Origin of the sequence: Konateibacter massiliensis, from assembly GCF_900184995.1 — a bacterium.
GTDB classification, from domain to species: Bacteria; Bacillota; Clostridia; order Lachnospirales; family Lachnospiraceae; genus Lachnotalea; species Lachnotalea massiliensis.
Map to the genome: position 1 here is coordinate 211,363 of NZ_LT860097.1, position 14,995 is coordinate 226,357.

General features: G+C 39.8%; 11 protein-coding genes. 10 read left to right on the forward strand and 1 reads right to left on the reverse strand.

Going from position 1 to position 14,995, the window contains the following annotated elements; genetic code table 11:
- The first annotated feature begins 11 nt into the window (after positions 1 to 11).
- Genes CTY48_RS01005 through pgmB form a run of 4 tightly spaced genes read left to right on the forward strand, consistent with a single transcriptional unit; the run spans position 12 to position 6,185 of the window.
- A complete protein-coding gene (locus CTY48_RS01005; protein WP_099466656.1) occupies positions 12 to 1,028 on the forward strand; it encodes an ABC transporter permease in 1,017 nt (338 codons plus the stop codon).
- A complete protein-coding gene (locus tag CTY48_RS01010; protein WP_099466657.1) occupies positions 1,025 to 2,713 on the forward strand; it encodes a glycoside hydrolase family 3 protein in 1,689 nt (562 codons plus the stop codon). Before CTY48_RS01005 ends, CTY48_RS01010 begins: the two co-directional genes overlap by 4 nt.
- A 27-nt stretch (positions 2,714 to 2,740) precedes the next feature.
- Positions 2,741 to 5,551, forward strand: coding sequence for an alpha-L-rhamnosidase (locus tag CTY48_RS01015; protein ID WP_099466658.1), 2,811 nt, complete (start codon positions 2,741 to 2,743; stop codon positions 5,549 to 5,551).
- Positions 5,541 to 6,185 carry a beta-phosphoglucomutase gene (gene pgmB, locus CTY48_RS01020; RefSeq protein WP_099466659.1) on the forward strand — a complete coding sequence of 215 codons (645 nt, stop codon included), beginning with the start codon at positions 5,541 to 5,543 and terminating at the stop codon, positions 6,183 to 6,185. Before CTY48_RS01015 ends, pgmB begins: the two co-directional genes overlap by 11 nt.
- A gap of 13 nt (positions 6,186 to 6,198) precedes the next feature.
- Here pgmB and CTY48_RS01025 read toward each other — a convergent pair whose 3' ends face one another.
- Entirely contained in the window at positions 6,199 to 7,446 is a 1,248-nt protein-coding gene (locus CTY48_RS01025; RefSeq protein ID WP_099466660.1) for a multidrug effflux MFS transporter, read from the reverse strand.
- 477 nt (positions 7,447 to 7,923) lie between these two features.
- Here CTY48_RS01025 and CTY48_RS01030 point away from each other — a divergent pair, with 477 nt between their 5' ends.
- The 6 genes from CTY48_RS01030 to CTY48_RS01055 all read left to right on the forward strand — a co-directional run bounded on the left by CTY48_RS01030 (position 7,924) and on the right by CTY48_RS01055 (position 14,987).
- Positions 7,924 to 8,175 carry a hypothetical protein gene (locus tag CTY48_RS01030; protein WP_099466661.1) on the forward strand — a complete coding sequence of 84 codons (252 nt, stop codon included), beginning with the start codon at positions 7,924 to 7,926 and terminating at the stop codon, positions 8,173 to 8,175.
- 269 nt (positions 8,176 to 8,444) lie between these two features.
- A complete protein-coding gene (locus CTY48_RS01035) occupies positions 8,445 to 9,779 on the forward strand; it encodes an ABC transporter substrate-binding protein (RefSeq protein WP_099466662.1) in 1,335 nt (444 codons plus the stop codon).
- A 71-nt stretch (positions 9,780 to 9,850) separates the two neighbouring features.
- Entirely contained in the window at positions 9,851 to 10,774 is a 924-nt protein-coding gene (locus CTY48_RS01040) for a carbohydrate ABC transporter permease (protein ID WP_099466663.1), read from the forward strand.
- Entirely contained in the window at positions 10,771 to 11,610 is an 840-nt protein-coding gene (locus CTY48_RS01045; RefSeq protein WP_099466664.1) for a carbohydrate ABC transporter permease, read from the forward strand. Before CTY48_RS01040 ends, CTY48_RS01045 begins: the two co-directional genes overlap by 4 nt.
- Positions 11,611 to 11,677: 67 nt before the next feature.
- Positions 11,678 to 13,438: a cache domain-containing sensor histidine kinase gene (locus tag CTY48_RS01050; RefSeq protein ID WP_099466665.1), complete on the forward strand. Its 1,761-nt coding sequence runs from the start codon at positions 11,678 to 11,680 to the stop codon at positions 13,436 to 13,438.
- Positions 13,416 to 14,987, forward strand: coding sequence for a response regulator (locus tag CTY48_RS01055; RefSeq protein WP_236354661.1), 1,572 nt, complete (start codon positions 13,416 to 13,418; stop codon positions 14,985 to 14,987). The genes CTY48_RS01050 and CTY48_RS01055 overlap by 23 nt, the downstream gene beginning before the upstream one ends.
- The last annotated feature ends 8 nt before the right edge of the window (positions 14,988 to 14,995 follow it).

Below are 14,995 nucleotides of genomic sequence, written 5' to 3' on the forward strand. Positions count from 1 at the left end.
AGGAGATTGAAATGGATAAAACAAAGAAAATTCTTAAGAATTTAATGATGGTGATTATCATTCCCCTCACCGTTTATATCATATTCTGGCTACTTTGCAGGGCAAAGGGCGTCACCAATTTCGGTGTCGGAACGGATCTTCGCGTTATTCTGAGAAATACCGTGTACACCGGCTTTATCGCGCTGGCGGTATCCTACAATTTGACTTCCGGTCGTTTTGATTTCAGTATCGGAAGCACATTGATTTTATCGACGATACTTGGCTCCCTTATCACTCTGCAATTTAATCTGGGACCTGTGGCACTTTTGCTTTTGAGCCTGTTCTTTGGCGCTGTAATCGGGGCAATCAGCGGAACCGTATATACGCTGCTTGGACTGCCGCCAATGGTTGTAACACTTGGTCTTGCTATGATTTATGAGGCGATAGGTTTTAAAATCACAGCAGGTGCCGGAGTAAAGCTGATTGGAAAAAATGAGCTGTTAATCTGGAGCCAGCAGCCCTATGTTTATATTCTAAGTATTGCAATTGTTGCAATTTTATATATTGCATTAAATAAAACAAAATTTGGCTTTGATACATTTTCCCTTCGAAGCGGGCAGGAAATTGCCGTAAATACAGGAATAAATGAGAAGAAAAATGCAATCATCTGTTTTTCAATCGGGGGGCTGTGCATGGCGGCAGCAGGTGTGGTCAACTTATCTGTGCTCGGAACGGTGACACCGGAGCTTGGACTTGGAAGCGCCTCCTATATGCAAAATGCCTTTTTACCTATGTTCATCGGTAATATCTTGGCGAAATACTTTGATCGAAACACAGGTGTTATCATGGGAGCGCTGACGCAGTCTGTTATCTTTGCGGGAATTGGAAAGCTTGGGGTTCCGTCCGCGTGGCAGTCGGTTATTACCGGAATCATCGTACTGGTATTTTTCGCATATTCCTTTAACGCGTATAAGATTGTGGAATTTAAAATGTTCAAGGAGAAAAAGGCTAAGGCAGAGGCAGCAATGAACAAAAGGAGTGCATTATGATGAGATTAAATGAAAAACCGTTTTATTTGACGAAGGATCAGATAAAGTGGGTTGATGATACGTATAAAACAATGACACTGGAAGAAAAAATCGGACAGTTGTTTTGCCCGATTGTATTTACAAAAGACGAAGAAGAACTAAAAGGCTTTATTGATACGATGCATGTGGGCGGGGTGCTCTACCGTGAGGGTGAGGGAAAAGAGCTTCAGGAGGCTCACAGAATATTACAGAAGGCTTCAAAAATCCCTTTATTAGTCTCGTCTAACTTGGAATACGGCGGGGTTGGCTCTGCCATAGAGGGAACCTATTTTGGACGGGAGATGCTTGTGGCGGCGACTGACAGTGAAGAGAAAGCATACCAGCTTGGAAAAGTGAGCTGCACGGAAGGTGCGGCAGTCGGTGTAAACTGGTCGTTTGCGCCTGTTGTGGATTTGGATTACAACTACCGAAATCCTATCACAAATGTGAGAACGTTTGGAAGCTCTGTCGAGCGTGTCATAAAGATGGGAAAAGCCTATATAGAAGGTGCAAAAGAGGCGGAGGTTGCCACGGCAGTAAAGCATTTTCCGGGTGATGGCGTAGATGAGAGAGATCAGCATCTCCTCACAAGTGTAAATTCCCTCTCCTGCAAGGAATGGGATGAAACCTACGGGAAAATCTACACAGAGATGATAGAGGCAGGCACTTTGACAGTCATGGCAGGTCACATTGCAATGCCGGCATATGAGGAGTATTTTGATAACAAAACGGTTTCCAAGGTAATACCTGCAACGCTGTCAAAAAATCTGCTTGTCCATCTGCTCCGTGAAAAGCTTGGCTTTAACGGGCTGATTGTGACGGATGCCACGCCAATGGTAGGTTTTTGTGCCGCAATGGATAGGGCAAGCGCGGTGCCGCTCAGCATTGAGAACGGCTGCGACATGTTTTTGTTCAACCGAAATATGGAGGAAGACTACCGCTTTATGAAGGAAGGCTATGAAAAAGGTATTCTTTCCGAAAACAGGCTGGAAGAGGCAATTAAGAGAATTCTGGCGACAAAGGCAGCACTAAAGCTGCATGAAAAGCAAAAAGAGGAGAAGCTTGTACCGGATGAAAAGGCACTTAGCCTTCTTCGCATCAAAGAGCATGAAAAATGGGCAAGAGAATGTGCAGACCAAGGCATTACACTTGTGAAAGATACGCAGAGTTTGCTTCCGTTAAATGTAAAGAGCCATAAGAGGATTCTTTTGGAGATGATGGGAGAATTCGAATCAAATGAAAGTGTTGCAGCATCCTTCATCGAGAGGCTTACCAAAGAAGGCTTTGCGGTGACAAAGTACGAAAAAGAAGGCTTCGAGGTGATGAATGATAGTGTGACTTCTTTTAAGGAAAAATACGATTTAATTCTCTACATTGGAAATATCGAGACGGCTTCCAATAAAACAGTATCCCGCTTAAACTGGCATACCATGTTCGGACTGGGAAATAATATGCCTTGGATGGCAAACGAGATGCCTGTTATGTTCATCAGTGTGGGAAATCCGTATCATCTCTTAGACGCGCCGATGATTAAAACCTTTGTAAACGGCTATTGCAATTCCGAATATGTAATTGAGGCTGTTGTGGAAAAGATAATGGGAAGAAGCAAATTTGTGGGAAAATCCCCGGTTGACGCATTTTGCGGCAGGGACGATTTGAAATATTAGGGTGAAAACCTATAAATGGAGGAACGTATGAAGATTACTAACTTGCAGATAAACGGAATAACAAATCCGGTCGGGTTTCACTATGAATATCTTGTCTGCTCATGGAATGTGACAGATACAGAGAGCAAAAAACAGAAAAAAGCACGAATTGAAGTGAGTGACAGTGATAGCTTTGTACAAATTCTGTTTCAAAAAGAAGGAGAGGATTTAAAGCAGGGCGGTGAGGCAATCGAAATGGGGATAAAGCCTCGCACCACTTACTACTACCGCGTATCGGTATGGGGCGATGGCGGAGACAGCGCAGTCAGTGAAACTTGTTTCTTTGAGACAGGAAAGATGAGTGAAGAATGGAACGCTGAGTGGATTGCAGCTCCAAAACAGGAGGAGATTCACCCTGTTTTAAAGAAGAGCTTTTTTGTGGAAAAGCCGGTTAAGCGGGCAAGACTTTATGCGTCCTGCGTCGGGCTTTTTGAGGCTTATTTAAATGGAAAAAAACTTGGCGAGGAATATTTGGCACCTTATATCAATCATTATGAGACAAACATTCAGGTTATGACCTTTCCGATGGAAGAAGAGCTTTTGACAGGCGAGGATAATGATATTAAAATCTTGCTTGGAAAGGGCTGGTACATGGCTGCTTTTGGACTGGAATTAAAAAAAGAAAACTATGGTGACAGAATGGCAGCTATCGGGGAACTTTATCTGGAATATAAGGACGGCACCACGGAGTGTATTTGTACCGATGATACATGGAGCTATTGCGGCTCAGATATTGAGGATTCCGGCATTTATGACGGGGAGATACAAAACCGCCTGCTGTGGAGCGATAAAGACAATAAGGAAAAACCTGTGGAGGTGCTTTGGCAGCCGGAACGTTCAGACGGAACGAAAAATCTGGCGAAACATCACCTTATGGATCGGCTGAGCCTTCCTGTGCTTGCAAAGGAAAGCATGGAGGTAAAGGAGATTATAACGACTCCGGCTGGCGAAACTGTGCTTGATATGGGACAAAATTTTGCGGGATTTATGGAGTTTACGGTTGATTTGCCTAAAAATACAAGGGTGATTTTGAGTTTTGGAGAGATTTTACAGCAGGGCAATTTTTACAATAAAAATTATCGCGATGCAAAATCTCAGTTTGTCTATATTTCTGGCGGAGAAAAAGAGGTGGTGCGCCCTCATTTTACCTTTTTTGGTTTTCGCTATGTGAGAGTGGAAGGCTGGGTTGGCGAGCTGAAAAAAGAGGATTTTACAGGCTGGGCGTTGTATTCGGATATTCAAAGGACAGGTTATTTGGAGACTGCAAATCAAAAGGTGAACCGTCTTTATGAGAATACTTTGTGGGGCTTAAAGTCAAATTTCCTAGATATGCCGACGGATTGCCCGCAGCGAAGTGAGAGGCTTGGCTGGACGGGGGATGCGCAAGTTTTTGCCCCGACTGCAAGCTATCATATGGATACAAGAGCGTTTTTTCATAAATTTTTAAAGGACCTTCGGGATGAACAAAGGCTGTTAGACGGTGGTATACCTAACTTTTTGCCAAACATCGGACATAAAAAGGATGCCTCAAGCGTGTGGGGCGATATTGCAACGCTTCTTCCGAATACGTTGTTTACGTATTACAATTCTGTGGAGGAAATGGAGTACTGCTATCCGATTATGAAGGATTGGGTGGACTACATTGACAGACAGGATGCTGCAAGAGGCCGTCAATATTTATACAATACGGGCTTTACCTTTGGCGACTGGCTTGCACTTGACGGACCGACTCCTACAAGCTTTAAGGGAAGTACGGATGATGCCTATATTTCTTCGGTCTACTATTACCGCTCTGTACAGCTGGTACGAGAAACAGCAGAAAAGCTTCAAAAGACAGAGGATGCAGCACATTACGGTGAGCTTGAAAGCAAAATCAAAGAGGCAATCTTTCATGAATTTTTCACGCCAAGCGGCAGGCTTGCTATCGACACACAGGCAGCGTATATTATAGCGCTTAAATTTGGCATTTATCACGACAAGGAAGAACTGAAGGAACAGTTTAAAAGGCGGCTTCAAAGCGACTGCAACCAGATTAAATGCGGCTTTGTCGGGGCGCCTCTGCTTTGTACGGTACTTGGAGAAATCGGAGAATACGAACTGGCATATGACTTTTTATTGAAGGAAGACTTCCCGAGCTGGCTGTACAGTGTCAATCTGGGGGCTACAACTATTTGGGAGAGGTGGAATTCTGTTGCGGAGGATGGAACAATTAGTGATACGGGTATGAACTCCTTGAATCACTATGCTTATGGCTCAGTTATGGAGTTTGCCTATGCATATCTGGCTGGAATCCGCCCGCTTGAGAAAGGCTTCCAAAAGGCAGTCATTGCACCAAAACCAGATATTCGCTTGCCTTATGTGAAGGGAAGCTACAATTCAGCATGGGGAACCTATGTGTGTAATTGGAGTATTCAAAAAGAAGGAAATATCTGCATTCATATCGAGATTCCGTTTGCCTGTGAGGCAGTGGTGGAGCTGCCGGAGTATGGCGGTGAGACGAAGCATCTGAGCGGGGGAAGCTATGATTTTGATTATATGCCAAAAAGAGATTTTAGAAAGCCGTATCACGAGAAAACGACTCTGTCCCGCCTCTCCAACGATGAGAAGGCGATGGGGATTCTATTTCGGTACGTGCCTGCCATCGGCGGTATTGCGGCTTCAAAGGAGCCGGAGATGGGCGCAAAGACCTTAGAGCAGATTACTCATATGGAATACCTGCCTTTTGAGCCGGACAAGCTTAAAAAGGCAATAGAGGAGCTGTGTGCATTGCAGAAAACGGAGGATGCAGATGAACGATAAAGCATTTATTTTTGATTTAGACGGTGTTCTTGTATTTACTGACCGCTATCACTACGAGGCATGGAAAAAGGTGGCAGATGACAAGGGAATTTATTTCGATGAAATTATCAATAACAGACTTCGTGGGGTAAGCAGAGCAGAAAGCTTGGAAATCATATTGGAGCGATATGACGGGATGCTTACGGAGTCTGAAAAAGCAGTGATGATGGAGGAAAAAAACAACATCTATAAGGAACTGTTAAAACAGATGACGGAGAAGGATGTGACAGCACAGGTAAGAGAGACCCTCGATTACCTCAGAAACAAAGGATTTTTACTGGCAATCGGCTCTTCTAGTAAGAATGCAGGGTTTATTCTGGAAAAGGTCGGCTTGAAAGACTATTTTGACGCGCTGTCCGACGGAAATAATATTTCCAAGAGTAAGCCGGACCCGGAAGTGTTTTTGAAGGCGGCTGAGCTTTTGGGAAAAGAGCCAAAGAATTGCATTGTGGTGGAGGACGCCTACGCCGGAATTGATGCCGCAAAAAGTGGGGGAATGACGGCAATAGGTATAGGCGACGCCACGGGATATGAGAAGGCAGATTTTAAGATTTCCTCCTTTGAAGAGTTGAAGGAAATTGCAGAAAGTGTCTAAGTAAGCTCACACTTTATGATTCTTTCAGCCCTTTTACCACAAGCTTACTCTTCAAAAAGATTACCCATACGGCAATGGCGATGACAGATGAGGAAATCATAATGATTCCCAAACCATGTACCATATTGCTCCAAGCCAAGGAGCCAAGCGCCATGCCGGCACTTCCGAGTATCGTGTGAATGGCATTAATCAGCGAGGAGGCAGAGCCGATATCCCCACTCTGCTGGTCCAGCAAAATGTTCGTGCTGAAAGGACGTACGGCACCCTCTATAAGAGTAAACGGCAGGTAGGTGAGCAGGAACGCAACCGGAGAAAGATTACCAAATACAAGAACTCCGATGCCGCTTGCCAGCGCTACGCCAAGGCAGAGCCATGAAAAGGTGCGGGCTGACATTTTTCCGATTGTGCGTATGTAGATGACAGGGCCTAAAATGGCAAGCCCCGAATTGACAGCAAAAAAATAGCTGTATGTTTGTGCGTTCAATGTAAAATAATTTTGATAAATATAGGAAGACATCGTCACATAAGCCATGTAAGGGGCGGCAAGAACGGATGCGATGAAAAGGAAAGTAGTAAAGCCTGCATTCCTTCCTACACTGACCAGCCTTACCAGTGAACCGCCGATACTTCCTTTATAACGCTCATGTACGGACAAGGTTTCTTGAAAGAGAAACGTTATGCACAGTGTGATTAAGCCGATGACAGCCAAAACCCAAAAGGTTTCTCGCCACTCTGCGACACGCAGAATGGCAGCTCCCGCAATTGGTGCTATCATAGGTGCTAGTACAGCCATGGCCTGGACAACGGCGAGCACCTTGCTCTTTAATTTCCCGGAAAAGCAGTCCTTTACCAAGGCGGTTGACACAGCGACAACGCCGCCAGCTCCTAAAGACTGAGCCACACGGAATAGAATTAACTGTTCAATTGAGCCGGATAAGGCAGATGCGATACTTCCGGCAGTATATAAACTTAAACTGAGAATAAGAATGGTTTTTCTGCCGTACTTGTCGCTCAGCGGTCCGAATAAAATAATGCCGGCTGCAAAAAAGAAATAAAAAGCGATTAGGGTCAGATTTACCATTGTAGCGGTCGTATTAAAATATTGTGTCATGGCAGGCATGGCGGGGAGATACATGTCAATGGACAGCGGGATAAACATTGACATAAGGGAGATATACAGAATAAGTCCCTTTGCCCCTAAATATTTTTGAGGCGCTAATAAGATAGTACCTTTTTTTGATGGTTGATTTTTGGTATTCATTTTAATTCCTCCTAATTTGCAATAAAAAAAGGATAAGTGACCAAACATTTCTGTTGGCAACTTATCCAGCACACGAGGTGTACCCTCCATTGTTTCCCTAGCATAGCAGAAAGAAAAGTGAATGTCAATGGCAAGTTGATAAGAAATTACATTGCAATTCCTTATTATTTTACAAAAAAAAGTAACCTTTCGGTTACTTTTAGGGGGGAGGGAGTTTAAGGAATTAAATTCCTTAAATAAATATGAAAAAGATTATCTATATAAATAAGTGATTGGCTTAATCTATGAACTTAGTATAACCATAAAATGTGTAGAAATCGTGATGATAAATTGAATGAATTGTTAACGTTAAAAGAATAATGATGAATAAAATATGAATGAATTTAATTTGCGATATGAGGAGAGGAATAGTATAATAAAAACAGCAGAAAAAACAAAAGCAACCTATCACCTTGATTTAATAGGAGGAATGCTGTTATGGAAAGAGGAAAAAGTGAGCTGAGAATGACACATTCCTGTGTGTTATCCAGAGGAAAAGAAAGAATTGTGCGTGTGACTTTTGAGGACGATCATGCTTATGCGGAGGGAATTGTTCCGGATGGAAAGATTGAAAAGCAGCAAGGATTTTCAGAGGACGAAGTACAGCAATTGGAAATTTATCTGAAAATGAACAAAGATGATATTATGCAAAAGGCAAAGGCGATTACCGGAATTACGCATTGGTTTTAATAGCAAATTTAAATCTCCCCCTATCCTGTTGTCAGATTGAGACAAGGAATAGGGGGATTTTTTTATATAAAAGGAAATTGTAACTTAAGCATGATAGAAAATCTTGCCCCCATAAGAAAATATGTTGAAAATTACAAAAAACACATCGGAAATTACATAGATATATACAGGGTGTACAACTATAATCGAAAGTGTAACAAACAACAGTAAAGCGTTTCGTTAAAATATACAAAATGTTTTACAAGTTTAAGATTATAGGAGATGGAAGAATGAAAAAGAGACTACTAAGTGTGTTACTAGCTGCAACAATGGCTGCGTCACTTATGGCAGGCTGCGGCAGTCAAACAACAACAACGACGGATACTTCGGCTGCTGGGGTGGCAGAAACTGAAAGTACAAAGGAATCGGGCGATAAAGTGAAGTTGTCAATCTATGCACAGTATGCAGATGATGACACCAGAATTCCATATGATTATGCAGTAGAGCAATTGGCAAAAGAATATCCAAATGTTGAATTAGAATTAATTGTGCAATCACAAGATGATGGTATGACACTTTCTACCTTGGCAGCTTCCAATAATCTGCCGGATATCTTTCAGGCAGGAACAGAAATTATTAACTCATTAAGAGAGACAAATCAGGTTATGATTTTAAATGATGTAGCAAAAGAAACGGGCTTCGAAGATAAAGTATATGATAGCTGTAAAGAATTATTATACGCGGATGATGGAAATATCTACGCTTTCCCTTATGCAGGTCAGGAATATGTATTATGGTATTATAATAAGGCAATATTTAAAGCTTGTGGTTTAGAAGTACCAAAGACTTATGAAGAATTATTAAAATGCATTGAGGTTTTTAACAGCAGCGGTATTACCCCTATGTCTATGTTTGGCCAGGAAGGCTGGGTTACAACTGCAATGTATGATGCAATTGCGACCAGATATACGGCAGGCGGAATTAAAGATTTAGATGAAGGAAAAGCTCAGATTACAGATCAGGCATATGTAGATGCAGCAAACACGATGAGCCAGCTAGTAAATGCCGGCATGTTCTCAGCGGATGTATCAAATACAAACTATGACCAGGCTTCCGCGTTGTTCTTAGAAAGAGGAGCGGCAATGTTCTTAAACGGACAGTGGTACATTGAAGATGCTACAAAGGCACTTGGTGAAGATGTGGGTTGGATGTATTACCCGGCACCGGATGAAGCGTCCTATGAAGCCGGTAAAACAGTATTTGCAGGCGGTGGTTCTACGAGCGGCTATGCGGTAAATCCGGATTCCGAAAATGCTGAATTGGCAGCCGAAGTAGCAGCTTTTATTTCAGAAAAGTATTGTGAAGCAAAAGTTCTTTATCGCTCGAATCCACTTGTTGCGGTAGACACAGGTGTAACGGCTGAAACGGAATTGACACCAATGATGCAGGAATTATCAGATGTTATTCCGACGATAACATCAACGACTAAATTTACATGGGGATTAACAAATTCAATCTTTAATACAGGTATTATGGATCAGACAAAGTTTTTATTATCTACCCAATATACAGCAGATGAATTTGTAGAAGAAATGGACTCTGTAATCAAACGAATGAATGATTAGCTAAAGAAAGCGGGCATTTCTTTTGAGGAAGGAATGCCCCTTATATTTGTAATAGTAGAAAGGAAGAGTCAATGAAAAAATTTAGGAGTAATAAATTGGCAATTGCATGTTTTACATTGCCGGCATTAATCATTTTTGTGACTTTTGTATTTATTCCGATTATTCAAGTATTTATTTATAGCTTTACAAAATGGAATGGTATAAGCGGGGCAGTTTTTACCGGATTAGCAAATTATATGAGATTATTTACAGATAATCTTTTTTATACATCAAATAAGAATATGATTATTTTTGCAGTTATAGTTACCGTATATCAAATGATACTTGCAACTATATTTGCGCTGGCGGTATCCAATACCAAGATTAAGGCAAGAAAGTTTTTCAGAGTTGCCTACTTTATTCCGGTTGTTTTATCGGTAACGGTAGTGTGCCAGCTATGGCTGTCAATCTTTAATACAGAAAGCGGACTGTTCAATCAAATTTTAAAAAGTATGGGTATTGATTTTAGGCAGAATTGGCTAAGTGATCGATACAAATCCATATATGTAATCGCATTTGTGAATGCGTGGCAGTGGATGGGCTATCAATTTGCATTGATTTGTGCAGGCATTAAATCAATTTCTACCGATTATTACGAGGCAGCACAAATTGACGGAGCAACTACAGTCGTTGCACATCGAAAAATAACAATTCCTCTTTTAGCAGAAACTTATAAGAGCTGCCTGGTTATTGCAATAACAGGCGGAATAAAGGCGTTTACAGAAATGTTTATTATGACAAAAGGCGGACCCGGAACTTCAACCTATACTTTGGCATATATGATGTACAGCGCTGCATTTAGAAGTAAAGAATATGGTTACGGTTTGGCATCTGCCAGTATTTTGGTGTTAGAGTGCCTTATGGCAATTGTAGTAATCAATGCATTGTTTAAAAAATCGGAAGCAGATGTAGTAAAAACTAGAAAATTCAGAATAAGAAAGGAGAAAACAGCATGAAAACAAAGTCAAAAGCAGGAAGAATCATTTTTTCTATTTTCTTATGGGCATATGCAGTATTCTCTTTGTATCCGTTAGTATGGATGATATTTTATTCTTTTAAAAATAATCAGGAAATTTTTGTAACAAATCCATATGGCATTCCGACAACATTTCGTTGGGAAAATTATGTGAATGCATGGAACAAATATGATGTACCTACATACTTCTTTAACAGTATTTTGGTGGCGACAGGAACCGTTATCATCACATTACTATGCGCACTGCTGTTCTCCTATGCAACGTGCAGAATGGAATTTAAGGGAAGGGGAGCACTGGCTATTTTAGTTTCTACAGGGATGTTTATTCCGGTGCAGGCTATTTTAATTCCACTTGTTAAAATCGTGCAGGGCTTACAATTATCGGATACAAGATGGTCGCTTATTTTGCCTTATGTGGCAATTAATCTTGCGTTTTCAACGATGGTATATCATGGCTTCCTAAAAGGGATACCTTTAGAATTAGAAGAGGCAGCCTGCATAGACGGGGCGAATATTTATCAGACCTTTTTCAAAATTATAGCTCCTTTAGTGAGACCGGCAACAGCAACCTTAGCAATTTATGTGTTCCTTGCCGCATGGAATGAATTTATTCTGGCGAATGTATTGGTAGGAAGTAATGCAGCATTAAAAACTCTGCCTCTCGGCGTCTTATTTTTCCAGGGACAGTTTACGACTGACTGGGGCGGAATGGGAGCAACAATGGTAATTGCCAGCTTACCGGCTATCCTGATCTATATTATATTCAGTGATAAGGTTGAAAAGGCAATGACAATCGGCGGAGCAGTAAAAGGCTAAAGAAAACGTGTACTTTATAGAAGGTTTCTATTATAATGATAAAAAGATAATAGAGGTGGTGGGATAAATGTTACAAAGATTAAAAAAACAAATTTATAATGTTTCATTAAAATATAAAATTGCTTTTATTTCTCTTGTGGTAGCACTTATCCCTCTTTTATTATTTGCGATTATTATGACCCAGATGTATAACAAGGCAATCACAGAGAGAAGCAGACAAAATATGGAAGAAAACAGTTCTGTTATGTCTGACCGTATTGAAAAAGTTTTTTCAAATGCCGAAACCTGTTCCAATTATCTTGCGTTAAATATTAATTCTGTTATGGATGAAGAATTAATTGAGGTTACAAGGGATGGAAGAATTTTAGGAGAGCTGAATAGCGCAGGCATTATTTTTACAGAAATGGAATCCATTGTGTATATGAATGTGAATGGGAGTGTTTATACGACAGATCCCTATATGACTGTAACGGCACAGGAGATTCAGGCGTCCCCCTATTATGAGCAGGTAAAAGAAACGACGGGTAAAACCATTCTTTTTAGTATTGAAAAAGGATTTTTATATGACGAATTAGAAAATTCCGATGTAATTACATTCGGAAAGAAAATTATCGAGAAGGAATCGGGAGAAACATTAGGTTATCTATTCATTAATATAATGTCAGATGAGATAGAGAAATATTTTGACAATAAAGTAAGTTATTATTATCTTGCAGATGCAAATGATTACCTGGTTCATACCAAAGAAATGGAGGCAGATGACAAGAAGCTGTATAACCTGATTTTAAGTGAAAAGCTTTTAGATAACTCAAATAGCCAGACCTTCAAAATGCAGGGAAATAATTATTTGTATACCTCACTAAAATGTGATGAATATGAAATGAGAGTCATCGGAATTACAAATCTGGATGAGTTTAATGTTGAATTTTTAGATATTGTATATACCTTTTTGTGGATTGGCAGTATCATTGCCATTCTTCTTGTTGTATTTATTTTTTTCCTTACGGAATTCATTACAAGACCATTGGTCATTCTGAAAAAGGGTGCAGAAGAAATAGCCAACGGGAATATGCAGGTTCGCTTTGAATTCAAGACAGGAGATGAAATCGGTAAGCTGGGGACTATATTTAATTATATGACGGGAGAAATAGTCGCGTTATTACAAAGAGTGGATGAAGAGGCGAAGAAAAAAAGAGAATATGAATTAGCACTGATTCAAGAACAGGTAAAACCACATTTTTTATATAATACGTTAGAGATTATTATTATGCTGCTTCAGATGAATAAAAATAAAACAGCCCAAAGGGTAACGAAAAAACTGGCTGATTATTATAAAAATTCTTTATCAAACAGTGAGGAAATTGTTCCTTTGGAGAAGGAAATAAGAATTGTACAGGATTATTTAGAACTTCAATTAATGCGTTATGAGGATAAATTTACCTATGATATAAGTGTGGGGAAAGGGACAGGTACAGTGGAAATTCCTAAAATGACATTGCAGCCTCTTATAGAAAATGCCATATATCATGGATTGAAATACAAAGAAGAGTGGGGAAATATTTCGATTATAAGTCAAAATCTTGGAACGGTTGTTGAAATAATCGTGAAGGATAACGGAATTGGAATGAAAGAGGAAACATTGCAGAAAATGCTTGAGTTAAAGGACAAGCCGCAAGGTCATTTCGGTGTGTACAGCGTTGACCATCGTCTTAAACTATTTTATGGAGAAGGATTTGGAATTGAGGTAACAAGTGAGTATCAGGTAGGTACCCAGATTAAGGTTACCATTCCAAGTGGTGATATGTATGATAAAAATAATGATTGTTGATGATATGCCTATTTTTCTGGAATATTTGCGCGGCTGTATTGACTGGGAAGCTTATGGATTTGAGATATGCTGTGAGGCTCACGACGGAAGAGAAGCCTTGGAGCTTTTTACAACCTATTATCCAGACATTGTGCTGACGGATATAACGATGCCTTATACAAACGGGCTGGAATTATCAGAGATTATAGTTGCCAATTATCCGGAAACCTCCGTAATTTTAATTACCGGTAACAATGAGTTTGAATATGCCAGAAAGGCAGTGAAAATCGGTGTTTGCGATTATATAGTAAAACCCTTTGAAAAGGAAGAGCTGCTGCTTAGCCTGTTGAAGCTGCAGGATAATATAAATAGGGCACTGGAATTAAAAACGATTCAGCAGGAGGATGAATTTGTTAAGAAGGAAGAGGTTCTTCGAAGACTTATATATTCAAAAGGAAACATGGAAGAATCAGCAGCATTACATCAGTTAAAGAAGAGGAAAATTGAATTCATTTCTAACTGCTTTTTGGTGTATACAATCAAAATAGATTTATATCAAAACATAGCAGAGTACGAAACAAAGCTAAACTGGGAAAAAATTATTGTAAATATGTTGGGTGAAATGATAGATATTGATGGAACTTATATGACTTTTTCGGATTTTGAGAACAATATTGTTTCTATATTAAATTTTGATTCCCAGCAGACGATGAAAAAATTCAAAGAATATGAGTTTCAGGATTTAATTAAAATGGTAAAAGACTATTTGGGGCTGAATATCACGATAGGTGTCAGTGACTATTGCGATGGAATTATGGAAATACAAAAAGGTTATTACCAGACCATTCGAGCAATCGGTATGAACAGCGGGCAGACAGCAGGAAAAATTTTGGATTATAAGAGGCTGGATTTGCAAGAAAATCATGAGTTTTATTCTTGGGACGTGGTAGACAATATTAATCGATATTTAGATATCAATGACGAGGCAGCATTAACCCAAATTTTGGAGGATGAATTAGTCCGGGTAGAAAGTTTTCATGACGATGAGGTGTATACCCTGACATGCATAAGTTTATTCAGTATATTGTTATCTAATATTGTTAAAAACGGACGTGAGGTGATGGATATATTCGGAAAAGACTACACGTATTACGAACTGTTAAGAAGCGGTATCGGCAATCAACGGAAAAAAGAATTTGTAATGAATTGTTACAATAGGGTGATTCGATACGAAGCAAAAAATAAATTATCCAAGACCTATGAAGTTGCAAATCGTGCAAAAAATTATATTGAAGAAAATTATACAAATCCGGAAATGGGAATTGCAGATATTTCAAAAAGCTTATTAGTAAATCAAACGTATTTACGAAAAATGTTTAAAAGTGAAATGAATATGACGTTAAGTGAGTATATCACCAAATTCAGAATGGAAAAAGCTCAAAAGCTAATCAGAGAGACGGACTATAAATTGTTTGAAATTGCCGAAAAAGTCGGTTATCATGATGTGAGTTATTTCAGTAAATGTTTTAAAAAGTATTACGGAATATCACCGAAAACGGTTAGTAAGTAGCAGTTGAT

What these genes read in the sequence shown, in the direction of transcription:
- CTY48_RS01045 (WP_099466664.1), top strand. Translation starts at nt 10,771, where the DNA reads ATGAAAACAAAGTCAAAAGCAGGAAGAATCATTTTTTCTATTTTCTTA.
- CTY48_RS01055 (WP_236354661.1), top strand. Translation starts at nt 13,416, where the DNA reads ATGATAAAAATAATGATTGTTGATGATATGCCTATTTTTCTGGAATAT.
- CTY48_RS01050 (WP_099466665.1), top strand. Translation starts at nt 11,678, where the DNA reads ATGTTACAAAGATTAAAAAAACAAATTTATAATGTTTCATTAAAATAT.
- CTY48_RS01025 (WP_099466660.1), bottom strand. Translation starts at nt 7,446, where the DNA reads ATGAATACCAAAAATCAACCATCAAAAAAAGGTACTATCTTATTAGCG.
- pgmB (WP_099466659.1), top strand. Translation starts at nt 5,541, where the DNA reads ATGAACGATAAAGCATTTATTTTTGATTTAGACGGTGTTCTTGTATTT.
- CTY48_RS01030 (WP_099466661.1), top strand. Translation starts at nt 7,924, where the DNA reads ATGGAAAGAGGAAAAAGTGAGCTGAGAATGACACATTCCTGTGTGTTA.
- CTY48_RS01035 (WP_099466662.1), top strand. Translation starts at nt 8,445, where the DNA reads ATGAAAAAGAGACTACTAAGTGTGTTACTAGCTGCAACAATGGCTGCG.
- CTY48_RS01010 (WP_099466657.1), top strand. Translation starts at nt 1,025, where the DNA reads ATGATGAGATTAAATGAAAAACCGTTTTATTTGACGAAGGATCAGATA.
- CTY48_RS01040 (WP_099466663.1), top strand. Translation starts at nt 9,851, where the DNA reads ATGAAAAAATTTAGGAGTAATAAATTGGCAATTGCATGTTTTACATTG.
- CTY48_RS01015 (WP_099466658.1), top strand. Translation starts at nt 2,741, where the DNA reads ATGAAGATTACTAACTTGCAGATAAACGGAATAACAAATCCGGTCGGG.
- CTY48_RS01005 (WP_099466656.1), top strand. Translation starts at nt 12, where the DNA reads ATGGATAAAACAAAGAAAATTCTTAAGAATTTAATGATGGTGATTATC.